Genomic DNA, 25,687 nt, shown 5'->3' on the forward strand with positions numbered 1-25,687 from the left:
GAATCGGTAGGCGCGCTTTCTCCCGAGAAACGCAAGGCGCTGGCGATTCTACTGGGCAAACAGGGGGTCAATCTCTACGGCATCGCCCCGGTTTTCCGGCGTGGTGACGCAGAGCCCCTGTTGCTTTCCTATGCTCAGGAGCGGCAGTGGTTCCTCTGGCAAATGGAGCCGCACAGTGCGGCTTATCACATCCCCACCGCCCTGCGTTTGCGCGGGGCGCTGGATCTGCCGGCGTTGCAGGCCAGCTTCGCGGCGCTGATCGAGCGTCACGAAAGCCTGCGCACCGGCTTCGCCCTCGATGAGCAGGGCAAGGCGTTGCAGGTTATCCACGCACCTTTCGCACTGGCTTTGCCGGTGCAGGATGTCCAGGGGATTGATGAGAAGGCGTTGAAAGCGCTGATCCAGACGGAAATCGCCGAGCCGTTCGACTTGCTCCAGGGCCCGCTGCTGCGGGTTCGGGTGCTGCGTCTGGGGGCCGAAGAACATGTGCTGGTGGCGGTGCAGCACCACATCGTTTCCGACGGCGTATCGATGCAGGTGATGATCGATGAGCTGATCCAGTTGTACGCCGGCCGCCGTCGCGGTCAGGCGACAGCGCTGGCGCCGTTGCCGATTCAGTACGCCGACTACGCACTGTGGCAACGCAGCTGGATGGAGGCGGGCGAGCGCGAACGGCAACTGGCTTACTGGACCGAACGTCTCGGCGGCGAGGCCTCGGTGCTGGAATTGCCGCTGGATCATCCGCGTCCGGCGAGCCAGAGTTTCCGTGGCGCGAGCCTCGACATCAGCCTGCCCGTTGCCATCAGCAAAGGTTTGCAGGACGTCGCGCGGCGCGAAGGCGTGACCTTGTTCATGCTGTTGCTGGCGTCGTTCCAGACCTTGCTGCATCGCTACAGCGGCCAGAATGACATTCGCGTCGGCGTGCCGATTGCCAACCGCAACCGCAAAGAGACCGAAGGCCTGATCGGCTTCTTCGTCAACACGCAGGTGTTGCGCGCCGAACTCGACGAGCAAATGCCTTTCAACCAATTGCTGCAACAGGTCAAACAGCATGCCCTTGGCGCGCAGGCGCATCAGGACTTGCCGTTCGAGCAACTGGTCGAAGCGCTCGCGCCGACCCGCAGCCTCAGCCGCAGCTCGCTGTTCCAGGTGATGTTCAACCATCAGACCGCCGCAGCGGCCGAGCAGCAATCGGTGCAGATGCCTGGGCTGAGTGTCGAGCCGGTGAGCTGGGACAGTCACACCGCACCGTTCGACCTGACGCTGGACACCTACGAGTCCGCCGCTGGCCTCAGCGCTTCGCTGGTCTACGCCACCGATCTGTTCGATGCGGCGACCATCACGCGCATGGCCGCTCACTGGCAAAGCCTGCTGGCCGCCATCGTCGCTCGCAGCGATCAGCGCATCGGTGAATTGGCGATGCTCGGCGGCGATGAATTTGCCCGACTGCAACAGAGCAATGCACTGGTGGAACTGGATCGGCTGCCGGTGCACGAACGTTTTGCGCGCATGGCGCAGGCACAACCGCAAGCGCTGGCCGTGCGGTGCGCCGATCAGCAACTGACCTTCGCCGAACTCGACGCCGAGGCCAATCGCCTCGCCCAGCGCCTGCAACTGGACGGCGTGGGGCCAGAAGTGCGCATCGGCATCGCCTTGCCGCGCAGCCCGCAAATGCTTGTAGCAATGCTCGCGGTGCTCAAGGCCGGTGGCGCTTATGTGCCGTTGGACGCCAGTTATCCGCGCGAGCGTCTGGCTTATCTGATGGCGGATTCGGGCATCGCCCTGTTGCTGAGCGATTCGACGCTGATCGGCCAATTGCCGCTGCCGGAGGGTTTGCCGAGCCTGTGCCTCGATACGCTCGACACCGCTGAATTCGCGGACACCGCGCCTGCCGTTGCAGTGCACGAACACAGTCTCGCCTATGTGATTTACACCTCGGGTTCGACTGGTCAGCCGAAAGGCGTTTGCGTAGCCCATGGCCCGCTGGCGATGCATTGCCAGGCGATCGGTCAGCGCTACGCGATGACGGCGGATGACTGCGAGCTGCATTTCATGTCGTTCGCCTTCGACGGTGCGCATGAGCGCTGGCTGACCCCGCTGACCCACGGTTCCAGCCTGTTGCTGCGTGACGACAGCCTGTGGACAGCCGAGCAGACCTACCGCGCCATGCAGCGTCACGGCGTGACCGTGGTGGCGTTTCCGCCGGCCTATCTGCAACAGTTGGCCGAGTTCGCCGAAATCGCAGGCAACCCGCCCAAGGTGCGCATCTACTGCTTCGGCGGCGATGCGGTGCCCAATGACAGCTTTGAACGGGTGCGTCGCGCCCTGGCACCGCAACACATCATCAATGGCTACGGCCCGACCGAAACCGTGGTCACGCCGCTGTTGTGGAAGGCTGACCGTGACACCCGTTGCGGCGCGGCCTATGCGCCGATCGGTGAACGTGTCGGCGAGCGCAGCACTTGGGTGCTCAGTGCCGAACTCAACCCGCTGCCGCAAGGCGTGGCCGGCGAGTTGTACCTCGGTGGCTACGGCGTGGCACGCGGGTATCTGGATCGTCCGGCGCTGACCGCCGAGCGCTTCGTTCCCGATCCGTTCGGCGCGCCCGGTGCGCGCCTGTACCGCAGTGGCGATCAGGTGCGCCTGCGCGCCGATGGCGTATTCGATTATCAAGGTCGCGTCGACAATCAGGTCAAGGTGCGTGGCTTCCGTATCGAGCTGGGTGAAATCGAAGCGCGGCTGATGGCGCTCGACTCGGTGCGCGAAGCGGTGGTGCTGGCTCAGGACGGTGCGAACGGCGCACAACTGGTCGGCTACATCGTTGCCGCGCAACCGGTCGAGGCGGCGCAACACGGCGCTTGGCGCGAGCAGATTCGTGCCAGCCTCAAACACAGCCTGCCGGACTACATGGTTCCGGCGTACCTGATGGTGCTGGAACACATTCCGCTGACGCCGAACGGCAAGGTCGACCGCAAGGGTTTGCCGAAACCCGAAGCCAGCCTGATGCAGCAGGACTATGTCGCGCCGCTCACCGGACTGGAGCAGCAAACCGCGCAGATCTGGGCCGAAGTGCTCAAGCTCGATCGCGTTGGCATGACCGACAACTTCTTCGAACTCGGCGGCCACTCGCTGCTGGTGACTCAAGTGCTGTCGCGGGTGCGCCAGACGTTGCAACTCGACGTGCCACTCAAGGCGCTGTTCGAACACAGCACGCTGGGTGGTTTCTGTGGCCATCTGGCGCAGGCTGCGAATGCCGCGCAGCAACCGCCATTGGTCGCGCTGGAACGTGGCGCGCCGCTGGTGCTGTCGTACGCGCAGGAGCGTCAGTGGTTCCTCTGGCACATGGATCGGCACAGTTCGGCCTACCACATTCCGAGCGCGCTGCGCCTGCACGGGCCGCTCGACCGGCAAGCGCTGCAACGCAGTTTCGACACGCTGATCGCCCGCCACGAGAGCCTGCGTACACGCTTCCTGCAAGAGGCCGACGGCACCCGTCAGTTGATTCTGGCGCCGTTCAGCCTGCCGATCGAATCGCGCACCCTCGCCGCCGACAGCGATGACGCCGCGCTCAAGTCACAGGTCGAAGCCGAAATCCGCCGGCCGTTCGACTTGCAGGAAGAGCCGCTGCTGCGCGCGACCTTGCTGCAACTGAGCGCCGAGGATCATGTGCTGGTGCTGATCCAGCACCACATCGTTTCCGATGGCTGGTCGATGCAGTTGATGGTCGATGAACTGATTCGCCTGTACGCCGCCTTCAGCCGGGGTGAACAGCTGAGCCTGCCGGCGCTGCCGATCCAGTACGCCGACTATGCCGTGTGGCAGCGGCGCTGGATGGAGGCGGGCGAGCGCGAGCGCCAACTCGATTACTGGCTGACCCAATTGGGCGGCGAGCAACCGGTGCTGGAACTGCCGCTGGATCGTCCGCGCCCGGCCACCCAGAGTCTGCGTGGTGCACGTTTCGAACTGGCGCTGGACGCGCCGTTGAGTGAGGCGCTGAACAACGTCGCCCGCCGTGAAGGCGTGACACTGTTCATGCTGTTGCTGGCATCGTTCCAGACCTTGCTGCACCGCTACAGCGCGCAGGACGACATTCGTGTCGGCGTGCCGGTGGCCAACCGCACGCGGGTCGAGACCGAAGGGCTGATCGGCTTCTTCGTCAACACCCAAGTGCTGCGCGCCGATATCCACGGCGGCCTGCGTTTCAGCGAGCTGCTGCAACAGGTTCGCCAGACGGCGCTCGGTGCGCAGGATCATCAGGACTTGCCGTTCGAGCAACTGGTGGAAATGCTGCAACCGGAACGCAGCCTCAGCCGCAGCCCGCTGTTCCAGGTGATGTTCAACCACCAGGCCAAGGCCCGTCGCAGCACGGCATTGGCCGAGCTGGAGGGGTTGCAGATCCGCGAGGTCGACTGGGACAGCCTGATGGCGCAGTTCGACTTGACCCTCAATACCGAAGAATCCGCCGAGGGCATCTTCGCCTCGCTGGTCTATGCCGCCGACCTGTTCGACGCCTCGACCATTGCGCGGATGGCCGAACATTGGCAGGCGCTGTTGCGCAGCATCAGCGCGCAACCGCAGCAATTGATCGGTGAACTGTCGATGCTCGCGGCTGACGAGCGTCAGCACAGTATCGAAGACTGGAACCCGGCGCCGCAGACCTGGAACCCACAACAACCCCTGCACCGCTTGATCGAAGCGCAGGCGCAGCGCACGCCCGAGGCGGTTGCCGTGACGTTCGGCGAGCAGCATCTGAGCTACGGCGAACTCAATCGCCGCGCCAATCGCCTGGCCCATGAACTGATTGGCCGTGGCGTTGGCGCCGACGTGCTGGTCGGCCTCGCCACCGAGCGTTCGCTGGAGCTGATCGTCGGCCTGCTGGCGATCCTCAAGGCTGGTGGCGCCTATCTGCCGCTGGATCCTCAGTACCCGGCCGACCGTTTGCAATACATGATCGAGGACAGCGGCATTCGCCTGTTGTTGAGCGGTGCCGGGGTGCTCGATCACGTCGCCATCGACGCGCAGGTCAGCCATCTGCCGCTCGGCGATGACTATGCTGCGCAAGCGCAAAGCGATCCGCAGATTGCGCTCGACACCGCCAATCTGGCTTACGTGATCTACACCTCCGGCTCGACCGGCAAGCCCAAGGGCACGCTGCTCAGCCACGCCAACGCGTTACGCCTGTTCGAAGCCACCGAGGGCTGGTTCAACTTCGGCGCCGATGATTGCTGGACGCTGTTTCATTCCTACGCGTTCGATTTCTCCGTTTGGGAAATCTTCGGCGCGCTGCTGCATGGCGGTCGTCTGGTCATCGTGCCGCAGGACGTCAGCCGTTCGCCGCAAGAGTTCTTTGCCTTGCTCTGCGCCGAACGCGTCACGGTACTGAACCAGACGCCGTCGGCGTTCAAGCAGCTGATGCAGGTGGCGTGCGCGGCCGCGCCCGCGCTGCAACCGTCGCTGCGCTACGTGGTGTTCGGTGGCGAAGCGTTGGAGGTGAAGAGCCTGCGCCCATGGTTCGAGCGCTTCGGCGACCGCGCGCCGCAACTGGTCAACATGTACGGCATCACCGAAACCACCGTGCACGTCAGTTACCGGCCGCTGTCGCTGGCCGACCTCGACAATGCCGCCGGCAGCCCGTTGGGCGCGCCGATTGCCGACCTGGCGTGGTACGTGCTGGATGCCGACCTCAACCCGGTCGCACGCGGCTGCATCGGTGAGCTGTACGTTGCCGGCGCCGGTCTGGCCCGTGGTTACCTCAACCGCAGCGACCTCAGTGCCCTGCGTTTTGTCCCCAACCCGTTCAGCGCCGAGGGTGCGCGCCTGTATCGCACCGGCGACCTGGCGCGCTACTGCACCGACGGCCGCATCGAATACATCGGGCGCATCGACCATCAAGTGAAGATTCGTGGTTTCCGTATCGAACTCGGTGAAATCGAAGCACGCCTGCTGGCATTGCCCGAAGTGCGTCAGGCGGTGGTGCTCGATCAGCCGGGCGTCGGTGGCGTGCAACTGGTGGCGTACATCGTCGCTGCGCAAGCGCCCGATCCGCTGGAACAGGCTGCCTGGCGCGAGCAGGTGCGCCTGCGGCTGCGCCAGGATCTGCCGGACTACATGGTTCCCGCGCATCTGTTGCTGCTTGAGCAATTGCCGCTGACCGCCAACGGCAAGCTCGATCGCAAGGCGCTGCCGACGGCCGACGCCAACCTGTTGCAACACGCCTATGTGGCGCCGGTCAGTGACCTCGAAAAACAGGTCGCGGCGATCTGGGGCGATGTGCTCAAACTCGATCAGGTCGGCTTGACCGACAACTTCTTTGAACTGGGAGGTCACTCCCTGCTGGTGATAAACATTGTGTCGCGCATTCAACTTGAACTCGGTATGACGCTGCTCCCGCAAACCATTTTCCAGTACCCGGTACTGGCGGATCTGGTGGCGCAATTGCAAGGTAATGGTGAACAGGTCACGGCCTCGAAACTGAGCTTGCTCGAAGACCTGCTCGACGAAATGGAGGACGCGTGAATGGACATTAACGTCGCCACGCGGATTGCCCGCCGCTTCATCACTCTGCCGCTGGAAAAGCGCAAGGAATACCTCGGCAAAATGCTCGCCGAGGGCGTGTCCCCGGCCAATCTGCCGATTCCCGAAGTGCAGTCGGCATTCGCTAGCCTCGGTTTGTCGTACGCTCAGGAGCGCCAGTGGTTTCTCTGGCAACTGGAGCCGGGCAGCGCCGCCTATCACATTCCCATGGCCCTGCGCCTGCGCGGCCAACTCGATGTCGCCGCGCTACAACGCAGCTTCGACAGCCTGATCGAGCGACACCAGACGCTGCGCACGGTGTTCGTGCATGACGGCCAGCGCCCGCAGCAGGAAATCCGCGCCAACGCGGCACTGACCATCGTTGAGCAAAGCCTTGCCGCCGACACCGCGGATGGCGTGCTGCAACAGCTGATCGAAAGCGAGATCCAGCAGCCGTTCGATCTCGCCGAAGGGCCATTGTTGCGGGTGAAATTGCTGCACCTGGGCGCCGATGACCATGTGCTGATCCTGATCCAGCACCACATTGTTTCCGATGGCTGGTCGATGCGCGTGATGGTCGATGAGCTGATCGCGCTGTACGCCGGTTTCAGCAGTGGCACTGCTACCGAATTGGCAGCCTTGCCGATCCAGTACGCCGACTACGCCTTGTGGCAACGCAGCTGGATGGAAGCGGGTGAGCGGGAGCGGCAACTGGCTTACTGGCTCGAGCAACTGGGTGGCGAACAACCGGTGCTGGAACTGCCTCAGGACCGCGCGCGGCCGGCGCTGCAAAGTTATCGCGGCGCGCGTCTCGACCTGGAGTTCGATGAGGCGTTGAACCAGGGTTTGCAAGCCATCGCCCGGCGTGAAGGGGTGACCCTGTTCATGGTGTTGCTGGCGGCGTTCCAGACCTTTCTGCACCGCTACAGCGGCCAGGCCGATATTCGCGTCGGCGTGCCCAATGCCAACCGTAACCGCACCGAAACCGAAGGCTTGATCGGCTACTTCGTCAACACCCAGGTGATGCGTGCGCAACTTGATCCGCGCCTGCCGTTCAATGCGTTGTTGCAGCAGGTCAAACAGGCGGCGATGGGTGCGCAAGCCCATCAGGAACTGCCTTTCGAACAATTGGTGGAAGCCCTGGCGCCAGAACGCAGCCTGAGCCGCAGCCCGTTGTTCCAGGTGATGTTCAACCACCAGACGGCCAGTCGTCAGCAAGGCGCCAACGCTTCGCTGGCGCAGTTGCAGGTCGAACCGATGAGCTGGGACACCCATCAGGCGCAACTTGACCTGACCCTGGAAACCCACGAGTCGGCAGACGGCCTCGGTGCGTCGCTGATCTACGCCACCGACCTGTTCGACGCCGCGACCATCGCGCGCATGGGCGAGCATCTGTTGGCGCTGTTGCAGGCCATCGTCGCGCAGCCGCAGCAAGCCATTGGCGAACTGCCGATGCTCACCGCGCAAGAGCGTCAGGCGATTCTGCTCGGCTGGAATGACACGGCGGTGGATTACCCGCTGACCACCAGCGTGCAGCAGTTGATCGAAGCCCAAGTGGCGAAAACGCCGGATGCACCGGCACTGGCCTTCGGTGAAACACGCCTGAGCTACGCGCAACTCAACGCCCGCGCCAATCGCCTCGCGCATCGCTTGATCGAGAGCGGCGTCGGCCCGGAGTCGCTGGTCGGCATCGCGGTGGAGCGTTCGATCGAAATGGTCGTCGGCCTGCTGGCCGTGCTCAAGGCCGGTGGCGCCTACGTACCGCTGGATCCGGAATATCCGCCGGAGCGCCTGCGCTACATGCTCAAAGACAGCGGCGTGAAGTTGCTGCTGACCCAAGCGGCGCTGCTCGACAGCCTGCCGCTGAGCGAGCAGGTTCAGACCCTGGCGCTGGATAGCCTCGGCGATCTGCAAGATTATCCCGCGACCGATCCACAGGTTGCCGTGGATGCGGAAAACCTCGCCTACGTGATTTACACCTCGGGCTCGACCGGCAAACCCAAGGGTGCCGGCAACCGTCATGCGGCGCTGACCAACCGTTTGTGCTGGATGCAACAAGCCTATCAATTGGGCGCCGGTGACACGGTGCTGCAAAAGACCCCGTTCAGCTTTGACGTCTCGGTCTGGGAATTTTTCTGGCCGCTGATGACCGGTGCGCGCCTGGTGGTTGCCGCTCCCGGCGATCACCGTGATCCGGCGACGCTGGTGGCGCTGATCAATCGCGAGCAGGTCACCACGCTGCACTTTGTCCCGTCGATGTTGCAGGCCTTCCTGCAGGATGAGCAGGTCGCGACCTGCGGCAGCCTCAAACGCATCGTTTGCAGCGGTGAAGCGTTGCCCGCCGACGCGCAGTTGCAGGTGTTCGCCAAGCTGCCGCAGGCCGGGCTGTTCAATCTCTATGGCCCGACGGAAGCGGCCATCGACGTGACCCACTGGACCTGTGTCGAAGAAGGCCGCGACAGCGTGCCGATCGGTGAACCGATTGCCAATCTGGCCTGCTACATCCTTGACGACGAACTGCAACCGGTGCCGGTCGGTGTGCTCGGCGAGCTGTACCTCGCCGGTGTCGGCCTGGCCCGTGGTTATCACCAGCGTCCGGCGTTGACCGCCGAACGTTTTGCCGTCAGCCCGTATGGCCATGGCGAGCGCATCTATCGCACCGGCGACCTGGCACGCTACCGCGACAACGGCGTGATCGAATACGCCGGGCGCATCGACCATCAGGTCAAGCTGCGCGGCTTGCGTATCGAAATGGGCGAGATCGAAGCGCGCCTGCTCGAACACCCGGCCGTGCGTGAAGCGGTGGTGCTGGTGATCGACGGCAAGCAGTTGGTGGCTTATGTCGTCCTTGCCGAAGAAAGCGCCGACTGGCGTCAGAACCTCGCTGCGCATGTGCAGCAGCAATTGCCCGAATACATGGTGCCGACACAATGGCTGGCGCTGGCGCAAATGCCGCTCAGCCCCAATGGCAAACTCGACCGCAAGGCCTTGCCGAAACCCGACGCCAGCGTCGCGCAGCAGCAATATCAGGCACCGGGCAATGCCATGGAACAGCGACTGGCGGACATCTGGCAGTCAGTGCTGGGCCTGGAACAAATCGGTGTCAGCGATAATTTCTTCGCCCTCGGCGGCGATTCGATCATCTCGATCCAGGTGGTCAGCCGTGCCCGTCAGGCCGGGCTGCACTTCACTCCCAAGGACTTGTTCCAGCACCAGACCATTCGCGGTCTAGCCAGCGTCGCGACCGTGGGTGACGGCGGTGTGCGCATCGACCAGAACCCGGTGACCGGCAGCACGCCGCTGTTGCCGTTCCAGCAGCTGTTTTTTGAGACCGACATTCCCCAGCGTCAGCACTGGAACCAGTCGTTGCTGCTCAAGCCTGCGCAAGCCTTGCACGGCGCTACGCTGGAGCAGGCGTTGCAAGCGCTGGTCCGCCACCATGACGCGTTGCGCCTGACGTTCACGCAGAACGCCGATGGCTGGAGCGCCGCACACCGCGCCGTCGAGCCGCAGCAGACGCTGTTGTGGCAGACCGCGCTGAACAGCGCCGATGAAGTCGAAGCCGCGTGCGAAGAGGCACAGCGCAGCCTCGATCTGCACAACGGTCCGCTGTTGCGCGGCATGTTGTTGAGCCTCGCCGATGGCAGCCAGCGTCTGTTGCTGGTGATCCATCACCTGGCCGTCGACGGTGTGTCGTGGCGCGTTCTGCTCGAAGACCTGCAAGACGCCTACCGGCAGTTGCAGGACGGCCAGCCGCTGAAGTTGCCGGCCAAGACCAGCGCCTTCAAGCACTGGGCCGAAGGCTTGCAGGCGCACACCACCAACCTTGCCGGCGAACTGGATTTCTGGCGCGGACAATTGCTCGACGCACCGCAGGATTTGCCTCGCGACAATGCCGATGGCCGTCTCGCCAACAATCAGGCCTTGAGCGTGCGCACGCAGCTCGACAAGGCGCTGACGCGCAAACTGCTGCAACAGGCCCCGGCGGCCTATCGCACCCAGGTCAACGACTTGCTGCTGACCGCGCTGGCGCGGGTGATCTGCCGCTGGACCGGCGACACTTCGGCGCTGATCCAGCTGGAAGGGCATGGCCGTGAAGAGTTGATCGACGGCATCGATCTGAGCCGCACCGTGGGCTGGTTCACCAGCCTCTATCCGGTGCGCCTGACGCCACAAACGGCGCTGGCCGACGCGATCAAACAGGTCAAGGAGCAACTGCGCGCCATCCCCAACAAAGGCCTGGGTTTCGGTGCCTTGCGTTATCTCGGCGATGATGCCAGCCGCGCTGCATTGGCGGCGGTGCCGCAGGCACGTATCACGTTCAACTACCTCGGCCAGTTCGACAGCCAGTTCGACGAAGCGGCGCTGTTCGTCCCGGCAGCGGAAAGCGCCGGTCGCGAGCAAAGTCCGCTGGCGCCACTGAGCAACTGGCTGGAAGTCAGCGGTCAGGTGTACGGTGCCGAGTTGAAGCTGAGCTGGACCTTCAGCCGCGAAATGTTCAACGAAGCGACTATCCAGCAGTTGGCCGATGACTACGCTGTCGAGCTGACGGCGCTGGTCGAGCATTGCTGTGCGCCGGGCAACCACGGCATCACGCCGTCGGACTTCCCGCTGGCGACCCTGACCCAGGTGCAACTCGACGGACTGCCGCTGGCGGTGGCCGATATCGAGGACATCTATCCACTGTCGCCGATGCAGCAGGGCATGTTGTTCCACACCCTGTCCGATGACGGCGATGACCTGTACATCAACCAAATCAACCTGCCGGTCGATGGCATGGACCCGGAGCGCTTCCGTCGTGCCTGGCAACATGTGATCGGTCGCCATGCGATTCTGCGCACGTCGTTCCACTGGCAGGGCGGCCAGACGTCGCCGATCCAGGTCGTTCAGCATCACGCCGAGGTCGATCTGCAAGTGCTCGACTGGCGTGGCCAGGACATCGGCGAGCAGCGTCTGGCCGAGCGTGCCCGCGAAGAGCGTGCGCGTGGTTTCGAACTGCACCGCGTGCCGTTGCAGCGTTTGCTGTTGATCCGCACCGGGGAAGACAGCCACCAACTGATCTGGACCAGCCACCACATCCTCATGGACGGCTGGAGCAGTTCGCAGCTGTTCGGCGAAGTGCTGCAGCATTACGCCAGTGGTGAGGTGGTCGGTGACAGCGGCCGCTACCGTGACTTCATCGAGTGGCTGCAAAGCCAGGATCAGGATCGCCTCGAGCAGTTCTGGCGCGGCCATCTGCAAACCCTCGCCGAGCCGACGGCGCTGAGTCAGGCGATGCACCCGCGTCACGTCGCCACGACGGCGGGCCACGCAGCGCTGTACACCAAATGGGATGAACAGCAGACCCGCCGTCTGCAACAACATTGCCGCGCCCACGGGATGACCGCCAACACGCTGATCCAGGGCGCATGGCTGCTGGTGCTGCAACGCTACACCGGACAAAGCAGCGTGGCCTTTGGCGCCACGGTGGCGGGGCGTCCGGAAGGCCTGGCAAATGCCGACAGCATGCTCGGCCTGTTCATCAACACCTTGCCGGTGATCCAGACCCTGCAACCGGCGCAGCGCCTCAGCGACTGGCTCGCCCAGTTGCAGGCCTACAACCTCGATTTGCGTGACCACGCCCACGCACCGCTGGCGGATATCCAGCGCTGGTCGGGGCAGGGCGGACAGATGCTGTTCGACAGCATCATCGTCTTCGAGAACTACCCGATCGACCGTCGCCTGGAAGAGGCCAAGGGCGGTTTGCGGTTCGGCAGTTCGGCCAGCCATGACGTGACCAACTTCCCGATGGACCTGGCGGTGCATCTCAACGAAGAGCTGTCCATCGAGTACCTGTTCCTGCGCGATTGCTTTAGTGTCGAAGCGGTGGAGCGGATTCGCGAAACCATGGAAATCACCCTGCAAGCGATGCTCGACACGCCGCACGAATACCTCGGCAACCTGCAACGCCTGGCGCCGCAGCAATGGCAAGCCTTGCAGCAGTGGGGCGCGGAACCGGCGCCAAGCGACCAGCGTGAATGGCTGCCGCTGATAATTGCCGAACACGCGCGGATTCGTCCGCAGGCCAACGCCGTGGAGTGCGCGGGCGAGCACTTGAGCTACGCCGAACTGGAGGCGCGAGCGAATCGTCTGGCGCACCATTTGATCGCCAACGGCGCCGGCCCGGAAGTGTTGATCGGCGTCGCGCTGGAGCGTTCGCTGGACATGCTCGTGGCGTTGCTGGCGGTGTTCAAGAGCGGTGCTGCCTATGTGCCGCTGGACATCGATTACCCGCGCGATCGCCTCGCGTTCATGATCGAAGACTCGGGCATGAGCCTGATGATCAGTCGTGGCGAGTTGTCCGCACGCCTGCCGTTGCCGCAAGACTTGCCACGGGTTGACCTCGATAACTTCGACGCCGATGCCTACGCGGCCACGGCGCCACAGGTGCAGGTCAACGAAGATACCCTCGCGTATCTGATCTACACCTCGGGTTCCACCGGTTTGCCGAAAGGTGTCGCGGTCACCCATGGCCCGCTGAGCATGCATTGCCAGGCGATCTGCCAACTGTATGAAATGGATCACAGCAGCCGTGAGTTGCACTTCATGTCGTTCGCCTTCGACGGCGCCCACGAGCGCTGGCTGACCACCCTGGCGTTCGGCGGCACGCTGGTGCTGCGCGACAACGAGTTGTGGACACCGGAGCAGACCTGTCATGCCTTGCAGACGCGGTCGATCGACATCGCCTGTTTCCCGCCGGCCTACCTCAAGCAAGTGGCCGAGTACGTGCAGGCCAGCGGTTTGACCGCGCCCAAGGTGCGCATTTATTGCCTGGGTGGCGATGCGGTGCCGGAGCAGACCCTGCAACAGGTGCGCAGCATTCTCCAGCCGCAATTCATCACCAACGGCTATGGGCCGACCGAAACCGTGGTCACGCCGATGCTGTGGAAAGCCGCCAACGACGAACCGTGCGCGGCGGCGTATGCGCCGATCGGCCGGGTGGTCGGTCAGCGCTCGCTATGGGTGCTGGACGATGATCTGAATCCGCTGCCGGCCGGTTTGTCCGGGCAATTGCACATCGGCGGTTACGGGGTTGCCCGTGGTTATCACGGTCGGCCGGCAGTGACGGCGGAACGCTTCGTGCCGGACCCGTTCGGTGCGCCGGGCAGTCGCCTGTATCGCAGCGGCGATCTGGTGCGCCTGCGCGAAAGCGGGGTGATGGATTACGTCGGCCGCGCCGACCATCAGGTCAAGGTGCGTGGGTTCCGTATCGAACTCGGCGAAATCGAAGCCTGCCTGCGTTTGCAGGAAGACGTCACGGATGCGGTGGTCATTGCCCGCGACGGCGTGTCCGGCAAGCAACTGATCGGTTATGTGGTGGCTGACTGCGCTGACGAAGCGCGATTGATCGAACGCCTGAAGACCGAGCTGCGTGCGCGGTTGCCGGACTACATGGTGCCGGCGCAGATCATGTGCCTGACGCGCATGCCGATTTCGCCCAACGGCAAGCTCGACCGCAAGGCCTTGCCGGAGCCGCAGTTCCAGGTCGAACAATACGTGGCACCGCGCACCGAAGAAGAAGCCTTGCTCGCGCAGATCTGGGCCGAGGTGTTGCAGGTCGAGCTAGTTGGTTTGAGCGATAACTTCTTCGAACTGGGGGGCGACTCGATTCTCAGCCTGCAAGTGATCTCGCGGGCGCGTAACCATCCGCAACTCAAGCTCGATCTGAAACTGCGTGATCTGATGCGTTACCAGACCATCGGCAATCTGTTCGATCAGCAGGTGGTCAACCGTGCGGCCGAGGAACAGACGCAAGTAGTGCGCGAAGGTGCGTTCCCGCTGATCCCGATCCAGCAGTGGTTCTTCGACGAAGAAATGAACGCGCCGCACCACTTCAACCAGGCGTTGATTCTGCGCTCGCGGCAGGCCCTCGATGCGGTCGCGCTGGAAAAGACCCTGATGGCCATGCTGATGCAGCACGATGCCTTGCGCCTGCGTTTTGTCCGTGAGGGCGGGGTCTGGACCCAGCATTACCAGAGCCTGGATGATTGCCGTCAGCAGGCGCAGCAAGCGCCATTGTTGTGGGTGCATCAAGTCGCCGACAAGGATGAGCTGGAAGTGCTCGCCAACCAGGCGCAACGCAGTCTGAATCTGGGCGAGGGGCCGCTGGTGCGCGGTTTGCTGGCGACCTTGCCGGACGGCGAGGCGCGGCTGTTGCTGGTGATCCATCACTTGGTCATCGATGGTGTGTCGTGGCGGGTGCTGTTGCAGGATCTGCAAACCGCTTACGACGCGTATTGCCTCGGCGAGGAGCCGCAGTTGCCGGTGCGCACCAGCAGCTTCCGCGACTGGGCGGAACACCTCAGTGCACACACCCGCACGTTGATCGACGAAGAGCTGGATTACTGGCTGCAAACGCTCGATCAACCGGGCAAGGAAATGCGCTGCGACAACCCGCGCGGCAAGAATCTGGTACGCCATCGTGCCGAAGCGGTGATGAACCTCGACGAGACGTTCACCGCCAGCCTGCTCAAACAGGCGCCGGCGGTGTATCAAACGCAGATCAACGATCTGTTGCTGACCGCATTGGGTCGCGTGCTGTGCCGCTGGAACGATGATCCGTCGGTGCTGGTGCAACTCGAAGGGCATGGTCGTGAAGACCTTTTCGAAGACCTCGATCTGAGCCGCACCATGGGCTGGTTCACCACGATGTTCCCGGTGCGCCTGGCGCCTGGCCACGACACTGACATGGGCGAGGCGATCGTTACGGTGCGCGATCAGTTGCAGAACCTGCCGAACAAGGGCGTCGGCTACGGTGCCTTGCGACACATGGCCGGTGCACCGCTGGGGCAGCGTCTGGCGGCATTGCCGCAGGCGCGGGTGACGTTCAACTACCTCGGGCAGTTCGACCAGAGCTTCGACGAGCAGGCGTTGCTGGTGCCGGCCGATGACAACATCGGTGACAGCTACGACATGGACGCCGGGATGGCCAACTGGCTGGAGCTGGTCGGGCAGGTGTACAACGGACGGTTGGCGTTCCGCTGCATCTACAGCACCCGCCGTTACCGCACCAGCACCGTCGAACGCTTGATGGCGGATTACCAGAACGAGTTGCAAGCCTTGATCGACCACTGCCTGGCGCAGCCGGTCTGAGCCTTTTTCAACCTTCGATAGAGGTGCGGCCCATGGGCCGCACCAGGATGTCCTTCATGTCTTTGAATCCGGAAATCGGTGCGTTTCTCGACTTGGTCGAGGCCAACCAGACAGGCGATGCCCAGGCCTTTCACCAGCAGACGCCGGAGCAGGCGCGACAAGCCTTCGAGCAGTCGTCGACGCGGATGCGCTGGCAAGTGCCGGGCGTTGCCTCCCGTGACCTCAGTTACCCGACGCGCGACGGTGAGTCGCTGGCCGCGCGCATCTATACCCCGAGCACCGCCAGCACTGAACCGCTGCCGGTAATGGTGTTCCTCCACGGCGGCGGTTTCGTTGTCGGCAGTCTCGATTCCCACGATGGCATTTGCCGCGAATTTTGCCAGCGCACGCCGTGTGCGGTGGTGGCGGTGGAGTATCGCCGCGCGCCTGAATACAAGTTCCCTACCGCGCTGCACGATGCGGCCGATGCACTGGCCTGGCTGGCCATACAGGCAGCGGCATTGAACCTCGACACCACGCGGCTGGCGCTGGCCGGCGACAGCGTTGGCGCGACGTTGGCCACCGTGCTGGCGATCGAGGCGGCGGCGGATCCGCAGAGGCTGCAACCGTGCCTGCAATTGCTCTGCTACCCGGTGACCGATGCGTCGCGCAGCAGTGAATCGCGCGAGCTGCTCAGCGAAGGTTATCTGCTGGAGAGTCCGACGCTGGAGTGGTTCTACGAGCATTACGCGCGTACCCCGCAGGATCGCCGCGACTGGCGTTTCTCGCCGCTGCTGGCGCCGGACTTGCGCGGCATTGCTCCGGTGCATCTGGCGCTCGCTGGGTTTGATCCGTTGATCGACGAAGGTCATGCCTACGCACAACGTCTGGAAACCAGTGGTGTGGTCGTGCAGTGCAAGGAATACACCGGACTGGTGCACGACTTCCTGCGGATGCCGATGGTCACCGGCGAGATTGAAAGCGTCTATCAGGAACTCAGCGAAGTGCTGCGCCAGGCGTTGTACCCGGCGAGCTGATCGACCATGGCAACGCACAAGGCCGGAACGGGGCAACCTGTTCCGGCCTTTTTTCGGCCCCCGAAAATCCTGTAGGAACTGCGGCACGCTGCGATCTTTTGACTCTAAGTATCAAGATCAAAAGATCGCAGCCTCGTTTCACTCGACAGCTCCTACAGGGGTGGGGGAGGGCATGCATTGTGGGTGGCTCATGTAGGAGCTGCGGCACGCTGCGATCTTTTGATTTTTAGCGGGTGGATCAAAAGATCGCAGCCTCGTTGCACTCGACAGCTCCTACAGTCCTACAGTCGTGCAGTCGTGCAGTCGTGCAGTCGTGCAGGGGGCGGTGAATTTTGGGCATAAAAAAACGCACCGTCAGACGGTGCGTTTTTTACGGCCGGGTACAGGGATCAGAAGCTGTACTTGAGGCTGGTCATGAAGTTGCGTGGTGCGCCGTAGATGCCGTCGTAGTAGACCATCGAGTAGTACTCGCGATCGAACAGGTTGTTTACGTTGATCGAGGCACTCAGGTTCTTGTTGATGTCGTAACGCGCCATCAGGTTGGTGATCGCGTAGCTGCCCTGCTCGTAGTAGTGCAGGTCTTCGCCGATCTTCGACTGCCAGTTCACGCCACCGCCGACGGTGATCTTGTCGAGCACGCCAGGCAGGCGATACGAGGTGAAGGTCTTGAGCATGTGACGTGGCGCGTTGGTGACAATGCGCTGGTCTTCGGCGTTGGTGGTGACGCTGTAGGCGTAACCGGCAGATGCCTGCCAGCCTTCAGCCAATTCGCCGTTCATCTCGAACTCGACGCCCTTGGTCTCGGTGCTTTGTTCCAGGCGATAAGCCTGGGTGTCCGACATCCATACGGCCAGGTTGTCCTGTTCAAGCTTGAACAGGGCCAGGCTGGTGTTGAGTTTCTCGTCGAAGAAGGTGCCCTTGACGCCCACTTCGTAGCCCTTGCCTTCGGTCGGCGCCAGGGACTTGTTGTTGATGTCGCGAACGTAGGACGCTTGCGGGTTGAAGATCTTGGTGTAGCTGGCGTACAGCGACCAGTTCTCGTCGAGGTCATACACCACGCCGGTGTACGGCGTGAAGATCCCGGTTTCGCGTTCCTTCACCGTGCTCGCATCACCGACGTAAGGCTTGGTGTCGGTGTCACGTTTCCAGTCGGTCAGACGACCGCCGAGGATGAAGGTCAGGTCGTCGGTGACGTGGAAGCGCGAGGTCATGTAAGTGCCGAACTGCTTCTCTTCCATGTGGCCCTTGCTGACCACCGGGGTGTCCGGTTTTGGCGAGTTGCCATTCCAGGTGTTGATGTCCGGAACGTTGAAGCTGTAGTCGCGCAGCCAGTCGCCGTAGCTTGGCGTGGCTTCCTTGTAGTTGGTCGCGGTGACACCGAGGATCAGCTCGTGCTCGCGACCGAACAGCGAGAACGGACCGGTGAAGTAGGCGTCGATGTTGTCCTGACGTGGCGTACCCGACCAGCGCACTGGCAGCAGGCCGGTGCCGGAACCGTTGGCCTGGTCGACGGTGCCGGTGGCGACCGCATAGAGTTGGTCAAACTTGTTTTCGGTGTGACCGTATTCGATCTTGCCGCTCCAGCCGTTATCGAACTGGTGCTCGACCGAGGTGAAGAAGTTGGTTTGATCGTGGTCGTTGTACGACCAGTCCGGCGAGGTATTCAGTGAACGACGGATGTGCGACTTGTCGCCGTTGGTGAAGTACGACGAGTAGCCGCCGCGCATTGGCGAGTCGACCTGGGTTTTCTGGTAGCTGAAGCCGACGGTCAGCAGGGTGGCTTCGCTGAGGTCGAATTCGGTGATGCCGTAGATCAGCTGCGAATCCTGCTTGAAGCGATCGACCCACGAGCCCTGGGTCTTGTAGTCCACCACCAGACGACCGCGCACGTTGCCGGATTCGGTCAGCGGGCCGGACACGTCCATGCCGGTGCCGTAGCGATCCCAGTTGCCGGCTTCAGCGGTGACGCTGGCCTGCGCTTCGGCAGTCGGGCGTTTGCGGATCAGGTTGATCGTCGCCGACGGGTTGCCCAGGCCGCTGATCAGACCGGTGGCGCCGCGAACGACTTCCACGCGGTCGTACATCGCGGTGCTTTGGGTGTAGTTGTCCAGACGGGTCGACGTCGGTACGCCGTCCACTTCGAAGTTCTGGATCTGCGAGCCGCGCGACCAGTAAGTGTCGTTCTCGGTGCCCATGCCGTTGCGGGTCACGGCGATGCCGGCAGTGGCGTCGAGCACGTCGGTCAGGTTGGTCAGCTTCTGGTCGTCCAGGCGCTGACGGGTGATGACGGTCACCGACTGCGGGGTTTCACGCGGCGTCAGGTTCAGCCGCGTCGAGCTACTGGAAGAATAAGTGGTGTACAGCCCGGTGCCTTCGGTCTGCGACCCCGGCGCCTTGCCGGAGATCGAGATCGCGCCCAACTGCATGGCATCGCCGGCAGCGCCGGTGATTGGCGTCAAGGACACGGTATTCCCGGTGATCTGATACGTCAGGCCGCTCCCCAGCAGCAAGTCGTGCAACGCTTGTTCAGGCTCGAGATTGCCCGACACCGCGTTGGATTTCAGACCCTGAAGCATTTCCGGGCTGTAGATCATCTGCAAGTTGGCTTGCTGACCCAATTGCTGCAAGGCGCTGGACAGCGGCTGAGCCGGGATGTTGACGTTGGTCGGTGCGGCGAGCACCTCACCAGCGCCCAACAGCAGCAAGGTCGTCAGCAGGGCGCGAGGCAGGACTGCCTGGCGCTGGGTCTGCTTCTGGATCGCCGTTGCCAGGGGTGCGCGGGACAAAGATGGGCTGTGCATTACTTCAAATGCTCCTGAGATGCGTGTGCAGTTTTGTAGTTAATGATAATTAGACGCAACAACCCGTAAAAACCGGAAAAATAAATCCCGCACTCTGCGAAAAAAACGTCTATCGCGAGAGGCGGGATTGTTTTTGCTGCGGTATTTCTCCGTCAGGCGGGTGCCAGTTCCGTCATGACGCGGCCGGCTTCCATGCGCACCAACTGGTCGGCAACGTCGAAATAGCGGTCATCGTGGGAGATCACGATGATGGTTTTGCCCAGACGCTTGAGGTCAGGCAGCAGCTCGGTGTAGAAAATCCGGCGGAAGGTCGGGTCCTGATCCGCCGCCCATTCATCGAACACCAGCACCGGACGCTCTTCCAGCCAGGCGTTGACCAGCGCCAGGCGTTTGCGCTGTCCGGTGGAGAGATCGGTGGTGGTGAAATTGCCGTCCTGCACGCTGACCTTGTGCGCGATTTCCAGGCGTTGCAGGTACTTGTTGGCGTCTTCGGGGATATGCGTATCGCCTTGCACGACATCGTCGAACAGGTAGTAGTCGGCGAAAATCGTCGTGAACAACTGGCGGTAATCGTCGCGCGTCTCGGCGTTCACGCTCGCGCCGTTGAGGCGAATTTCGCCTTGTTGCGGCGGGTACAGGCCCAGCAGCAATTTGATCAGGGTGGTCTTGCCGCAGCCGTTTTCACCGACGATGAAAATGATCTCGCCCTGTTCGATCGTCAGGTTCACCGGGCCGAGACGGAACGGCTCGCTGCCGGGTACGGCAGGGAAGGCGTAGCTGACGTCCTTGAGTTCCAGACGGCTGACGGCCGGGGCTTTCTGACCCTGATCGTCGAGCAGCAGATGCGGTTCCGGTGAAGAGAACTGCTCGGACAACTCGGCAATCCGGCGGAAGGCGATTTGCGCGCGGCTGACAATCGGCAGGGTGCCGACCAGATGTTCCAGCGGCCCTTTCATGTACAGCAGCACCAGGACGAAGCCGCTCATGACGGTTTTGTCGGCGCTCGGCCAATAGGTCTGCAGGGCCAGCGCGAGGCCGATGACCACGAAGAACAGCATCGAGCCAAAGGTCTTGGCGATCACGAAGGTATTGATCGAGCGGATCTGCGTGCGGCAGATGAATTCGGCAGTGGCCTTGATGCCCGAAACGAACATGCGCTGGCGACGTGGCCGGTGGATACGCAGTTCCTTGGCACCTTCGGCGATGGCGTTGTAGTGCTTTTGCAGTTCGTCCTCGGCGTCACGTGCGGCCATGAAACCCTGAATGCCGCGACCCTGGGCGAAGTACTGGATGCCCGTGCCGATGATGATCGCGACGACCATGATCAAAAACATCGGCCACGACAACATCGCCAGGTAGCCCATGCAACCGAGGGTCACGGTCAGCGAGATCGCCAGCGGCGCGAAGGCGAAGGCGAAGTCGCTGATGGTGTCGACGTCGTGGGTCAGCACCGGGATCAGCCGATGGCTGCGATAGCGCTCGATCTGTTCGATTGGCGCCGACAGCACTTTCTCGCCGAGTTGTTTGCGCAGGGTGGCGATGATGTGTTGGCCGACGAAGTTGGTGCCGATGTCCGAGCAGATCGAACTGAGCAGTGCCAGCAGGCACAGACCGGCGAACAGGGCGACCACGCCTTGGGTCAGGCCGGCTTCGGAGTGCAGCGCCGAGTTGATCGTCGCCAGCAGCACCGTCACGCTGAGACCGCCGACCATGCCCAGCAGGATCGACAGTGTCACGACAAGCCTGAACGGCTTGAGCAGCGTGAACAATTCGTGGATGGCACCGCGTGAGGGCTGGGACATGGGGGAACAGTTCCTTGGGTCGTAAAGGCAGATACCCAATAGAACGTCTGGTCAGGCGGTTAATTTACACCGCCGCCGACTGGCGGCGCAGGTGCCGGGCTTGCCCGCGATGGTGGTGGGTCAACCGATGCAAATTTGTGAGACCGGACCTCATCGCTGGCAAGCCAGCTCCCACAGGGAGTGGTGGTGTATGGAGGATTGGGGGTTGGCGCAGAACCATTGTAGGAGTGAGCCTGCTCGCGATAGCGCAGTGTCATTCAGCGCTGATGTTGCCTGACACGACGCTATCGCGAGCAGGCTCACTCCTACAGGAGGATGGTGGTGTACGGAGGATTCGGGTTGGCGCAGAACCAGTGTGGGAGCGGGCTTGCCCGCGATGGCGGTGGGTCAGGCGATGCAAATTTGTGAGACCGGACCTCATCGCTGGCAAGCCAGCTCCCACAGGGAATGGTGGTGTATGGAGGATTGGGGGTTGGCGCAGAACCATTGTAGGAGTGAGCCTGCTCGCGATAGCGCAGTGTCATTCAGCGATGATGTTGACTGACACTGCGCCTTCGCGAGCAAGCCCGGCTCCCACAGGAATCATCGGGTTGTGGTTCAGAGGTCGCGCACTACGCGAAAGCCGATCCAGTCGCCGCGGGTCGATGGGTAGATGTTGTTGCGGTTGCCGGAGCGCGAAAACACCGGTGCTTCGCCCCAGTCGTTGCCACGAATGTTGTAGGACTCGCAGCCAGGCTCGACCCATGCACTGCCGTCAGTCGGGGCGCCGATGTAGTTGGTGTGTTCGCAATCGGCGATCCATTCGTAGACGTTGCCGTGCATGTCGTACATGCCAAAGGCGTTCGCCGGGTAGCTGCCCACCGGTGAGGTGAAGCTATAGCCGTCGGTTGGGCCATAGGTGTTGGCGTGCTTGGCGATGCTGTATTCGCCTTCTGCATCGAACGGGAACGGGAATGGCCCGGTCGAGCCGGCGCGGGCCGCGTATTCGCGTTGCGCCTCACTGACCATGCGGTAGTTCTGCCCGGTCTTTTTCGACAGCCACGCCACATAGGCCTGAACGTCGGCGAAGTCCATGCACACCGCCGGCTGGCGCGGTTCCTGTTTGTAGCGCGGTTTGCTCGCCACGCATTCGCGACCCGGGCGGGTATCGCCGTTGGCAATCTTCACCCCGGTTTCCTTGACGTAGCTGTCCCATTCGCCAGCCGTGACCTGGAAGCGGCTCATGGCAAACGCCTTGGCGAAAGTCACTTCGTGCATCGGGCCTTCGTCAGGTTCGCGACCGACTTCATCGTCCGGCGTGCCCATGGTGAATTTACCGGCCGGCAAGACCACCATTTCCGGGCAGTCCTTGCAGTCCTTGAACACCTTGCCCGCCGGCAATGGTTGGGCTGCGGCGGCGGTACCCGGCAGCAGGCCCGCGAGCAACGCAGTCAGGGCCAGCCCGGCGAGGACTTTGAAGGTCGGCAGATGGCGCGGTCGTTTGAGCATGTCACTGTTCATGAGTTATCTCGATCAAAGGGAAAGCAAAAGTCGTGAAGGTCACAGCTGCGTAACAAGCAGCGCCATGAACCGGTCAATTTCGGCCTCGCTGTTGAGCAGCCCCGGCGCGGTGCGTACCACCGGCCCGACGTCGCGTTCAACAGCGTCGACCACCACACGGTTCTTCATCAGGTAGGCAGCAATCTTGTCGCAGTCGCGATCCTTGACCCGGAAGAAGGTGAAACCGGCCGACAGTGCCGGGCTCAACGGGGTGACCAACTCGATCTGCGGGTGCTCCTGCAAGCGTTGCTTGAGGTAGCTGTTGAGCTGGTGAATACGCGCCTGCACCTCGGCCTTGCCCAGTTGCAGGTGCAACTTGAACGCTTCACTCAAGGCCCAGCGATGTTCGAAGGCGTGGTAGCCGCCAGGCGACATGCTCGTGGCGAAATCGGTGTCCTGGGAGAACGTCGGCGTGCTCGGCGTAACGTCCTTGAGTTGCTCGGAGCGGGCGCAAATAATCCCGGTGCCACGCGGGCCGAACATCCATTTGTGGGTGCCGGCGATAAAGAAGTCGCAGTGCATGTCCGGGAAGCTCAGGTCTTCGACGCCGAAACCATGCACGCCATCGACCACATAGAGAATGCGCTCCTTGTCGTCACGCTGGCGGTTGATCTCTTCGACCAGTTTGCCGATCTCGCCGATCGGCAGTTTGACGCCGCTGCCCGACTGCACCCAGGTCATGCCCAGCACGCGGGTGTTGGGACGAATGGCCTGGCGAATAGAGTTGAGCACTTCGTCCACCGAGACACTGTTGGCGTCCTTGAACAGGCTGATCTTGCGCACCTGCGTGCCTTCCTTCTTCACCCGGAAATCGAGGGTGAACTCGGTCGAATAATGCTCGTGGACCGTGGTGAGGATTTCCTGATCGGGGCGCACATGGATGCCGCCGTAAATGGCCGCAAGACCCTCGGTGGTGCTGCCGGTCAGGGCGATCTGCGCCGGCTTGGCTTGCAGGTAGCGACCGGCCCACTCACGCACATCGGCTTCATGCTTCCAGGTTTCTTCCAGATCCCAGTCCATCATCAGCCCTGGGTTGCGGTCGAGCGTGGCGCGGTGGCGGTCGATGGCTGCCTGCACCGGGCGTGGATGCGAAGTGATCAGGAAGTTGGAAAAATGCAGGTAATCCGGGTCCTGATTGAACAGCTGTCGCAGCTGCGCCCATTTGTCCTTCGCCAGCGGTTGTGCGGCTGTTGCGCTCGGCGCGGTCTGGGCCTGAGCATGCACGGCGGCGCCCAGCGGCAGGCTGGCAGCGAGAATGCCGGCCTGTTTGAGGAAGGTACGGCGGTCAGTCATGGGCGCGGTTCACTTGTGATCAGAAGGGAAGAATTCATCGGCTCGCCACCGGTTTGGCGGATTTCTGTACCTGATCCCAGACCCGCAAGAAGTTGCCGCCCCAGAGCTTGGCAATATCGGCTTCGGAGTAGCCGCGTTGCAGCAGTTCGGCGGTGACGTTGCGGATCTCGCCGACGTTCTCCCAGCCCTTGACGCCGCCGCCTTCGTTGAAGTCCGAGGCGATACCGACGTGGTCGATACCGATCTTGCGCACGGTGTAGTCGATCGCATCGCCGAGATCCTTGAGCGAGGCTTTCGGTTCTTCGTCGAGAATGCCGTACAGCTGACCGGCGTACTGACCGAACTTCTGTTCCGGCCACGCCGCGATGATCGGGTCGCCCGGCATCAATGCCATGGCCAGGTTCGGCAACGGCGGCAGATCAAAACGCGCGCGCAGGGCGTTGAGTTTGTCCTGCGTGGCCTGAGTCAGCGGGCGCAGGTAGGCGGAGAAACCGACCACTTGCACCACGCCGCCGCTTTGTTTGATCAGCTGCATTTCCTTGTCGCTGAGGTTGCGCGGGATATCCACCGACGCACGTGGCGCCGAGTGCGACGCGACCATCGGTGTGCGGCTCAGTTGCGCGACTTGCTCCAACGCCTTGGTCGACATCTGCGAGACATCGATGATCACTCCCAGATCGTTGAGGCGGTGCACGGCTTGCTTGCCGACATCGGACAAACCGTTGAGGGCGTCCGGCGAATCATTGAAAAACGGCAGCGGGCGCGACGAGTCGCTCCACTGGTTGTTGCCGATGTAGCTGAAACCGAACATGCGCATGCCGCGCGCAGCCCAGGTGTCGAGCAGGTTCAGGTCGTTGCCCAGCGGATAGGCGTTGAGCATGCTGATGAAGATGGCGAACTTGCCTTCGCCATGCAGACGACGGAAGTCATCGGGGGTGTAAGCAATCGCGACCTGATTGGGGAAGTCGCGGACCATCCCCGAGATGATTTTGTAACGCACTTCCTGCTGGTTGCGCGCTTCCTCGACAAAACCGTCGGTGGGTTTGTGCGGCGCGTTCGGGCCGTTCCACATTTCCGGCCAGCCGAAGATCGTCAACGCCGCGCCGGAGAGGCGACCGCGATTGGCCTTGGCCAGGTCGAACTGGCCGCTACCGTCCTTGTCGACTTCATTGCCAGCGGTGCCGAAGTCCAGCGGCACGGTGATGTGGCTGTCGAAGGAGAGCAGGCGATCCTGCAACTCATCGGCCTGTTTGAGCACCTTCGCCGGGTAGCCGGGATTGTCCCTGTACCAATAATCCCAGGCCGCAAAGCCTGCACCGGCGCTGATCGCCAGGGCCAGCGGCAGGCCGATGAATAGAGCCTTCTTCGAACGTGGTTTTGTCATTGCCATCTCAGTCAGTTCGCCGTCGAGGTACAGGCACAGGGGCCTTCGCTATCTGGAAAGAACGAGTGATTGGCCAGGGAATTTAGGTGCGCCGAAAAGATCCCCGCGTGTAGGCGCTGCCGCAGGCTGCGATCTTTTCAAGACCCCAACGTAAATTTGCCCGTGCAACAAACGTTCTAGCTTGGATAAAGCCTGCTTCATGGCTGA

At 62.5% G+C, this 25,687-nt stretch carries 7 protein-coding genes and 1 pseudogene; 3 read left to right on the forward strand and 5 right to left on the reverse strand.

The features are described from left to right. Positions 1-96: 96 nt before the first annotated feature. The 3 genes and pseudogenes from ACIPZE_RS02445 to ACIPZE_RS02455 form a co-directional block, all read left to right on the forward strand. A pseudogene (locus ACIPZE_RS02445) lies at positions 97-6,516 on the forward strand (amino acid adenylation domain-containing protein); the annotation flags it as partial. After that, positions 6,517-15,645 carry an amino acid adenylation domain-containing protein gene (locus ACIPZE_RS02450; protein WP_400771078.1) on the forward strand — a complete coding sequence of 3,043 codons (9,129 nt, stop codon included), beginning with the start codon at positions 6,517-6,519 and terminating at the stop codon, positions 15,643-15,645. It begins immediately after the preceding pseudogene. Positions 15,646-15,701: 56 nt separating this feature from the next. Continuing rightward, entirely contained in the window at positions 15,702-16,661 is a 960-nt protein-coding gene (locus ACIPZE_RS02455; RefSeq protein WP_400771081.1) for an alpha/beta hydrolase fold domain-containing protein, read from the forward strand. A gap of 389 nt (positions 16,662-17,050) precedes the next feature. Here the strand turns inward: ACIPZE_RS02455 and ACIPZE_RS02460 are convergent, their stop codons facing one another. The 5 genes from ACIPZE_RS02460 to pvdM form a co-directional block, all read right to left on the reverse strand. After that, on the reverse strand, positions 17,051-19,462 hold the full coding sequence (locus ACIPZE_RS02460; protein WP_129391629.1) for a TonB-dependent siderophore receptor: 2,412 nt from the start codon (positions 19,460-19,462) through the stop codon (positions 17,051-17,053). Between the two features lie 152 nt (positions 19,463-19,614). Further along, a complete protein-coding gene (locus ACIPZE_RS02465) occupies positions 19,615-21,264 on the reverse strand; it encodes a cyclic peptide export ABC transporter (RefSeq protein WP_283437073.1) in 1,650 nt (549 codons plus the stop codon). 597 nt (positions 21,265-21,861) lie between these two features. Then, positions 21,862-22,764 (reverse strand): formylglycine-generating enzyme family protein, encoded by a 903-nt coding sequence (locus ACIPZE_RS02470; protein WP_400771085.1) that lies wholly within the window; start codon positions 22,762-22,764, stop codon positions 21,862-21,864. Positions 22,765-22,803: 39 nt separating this feature from the next. Beyond that, on the reverse strand, positions 22,804-24,096 hold the full coding sequence (locus ACIPZE_RS02475) for an aminotransferase class V-fold PLP-dependent enzyme (protein ID WP_283437071.1): 1,293 nt from the start codon (positions 24,094-24,096) through the stop codon (positions 22,804-22,806). 34 nt (positions 24,097-24,130) lie between these two features. Continuing rightward, positions 24,131-25,480, reverse strand: coding sequence for a pyoverdine-tailoring dipeptidase-like protein PvdM (pvdM, locus tag ACIPZE_RS02480; protein ID WP_400771090.1), 1,350 nt, complete (start codon positions 25,478-25,480; stop codon positions 24,131-24,133). Positions 25,481-25,687: the final 207 nt, after the last annotated feature.

Origin of the sequence: Pseudomonas sp. NPDC089741 (genome assembly GCF_044748825.1) — a bacterium.
Classification (GTDB): domain Bacteria; phylum Pseudomonadota; class Gammaproteobacteria; order Pseudomonadales; family Pseudomonadaceae; genus Aquipseudomonas; species Aquipseudomonas helmanticensis.

Bases quoted from the DNA above. Each gene is read 5' to 3' on its own strand.
- ACIPZE_RS02450 (WP_400771078.1), top strand. From the start codon at position 6,517: ATGGACATTAACGTCGCCACGCGGATTGCCCGCCGCTTCATCACTCTG.
- ACIPZE_RS02470 (WP_400771085.1), bottom strand. From the start codon at position 22,764: ATGAACAGTGACATGCTCAAACGACCGCGCCATCTGCCGACCTTCAAA.
- ACIPZE_RS02460 (WP_129391629.1), bottom strand. From the start codon at position 19,462: ATGCACAGCCCATCTTTGTCCCGCGCACCCCTGGCAACGGCGATCCAG.
- ACIPZE_RS02465 (WP_283437073.1), bottom strand. From the start codon at position 21,264: ATGTCCCAGCCCTCACGCGGTGCCATCCACGAATTGTTCACGCTGCTC.
- pvdM (WP_400771090.1), bottom strand. From the start codon at position 25,480: ATGACAAAACCACGTTCGAAGAAGGCTCTATTCATCGGCCTGCCGCTG.
- ACIPZE_RS02455 (WP_400771081.1), top strand. From the start codon at position 15,702: ATGTCTTTGAATCCGGAAATCGGTGCGTTTCTCGACTTGGTCGAGGCC.
- ACIPZE_RS02475 (WP_283437071.1), bottom strand. From the start codon at position 24,096: ATGACTGACCGCCGTACCTTCCTCAAACAGGCCGGCATTCTCGCTGCC.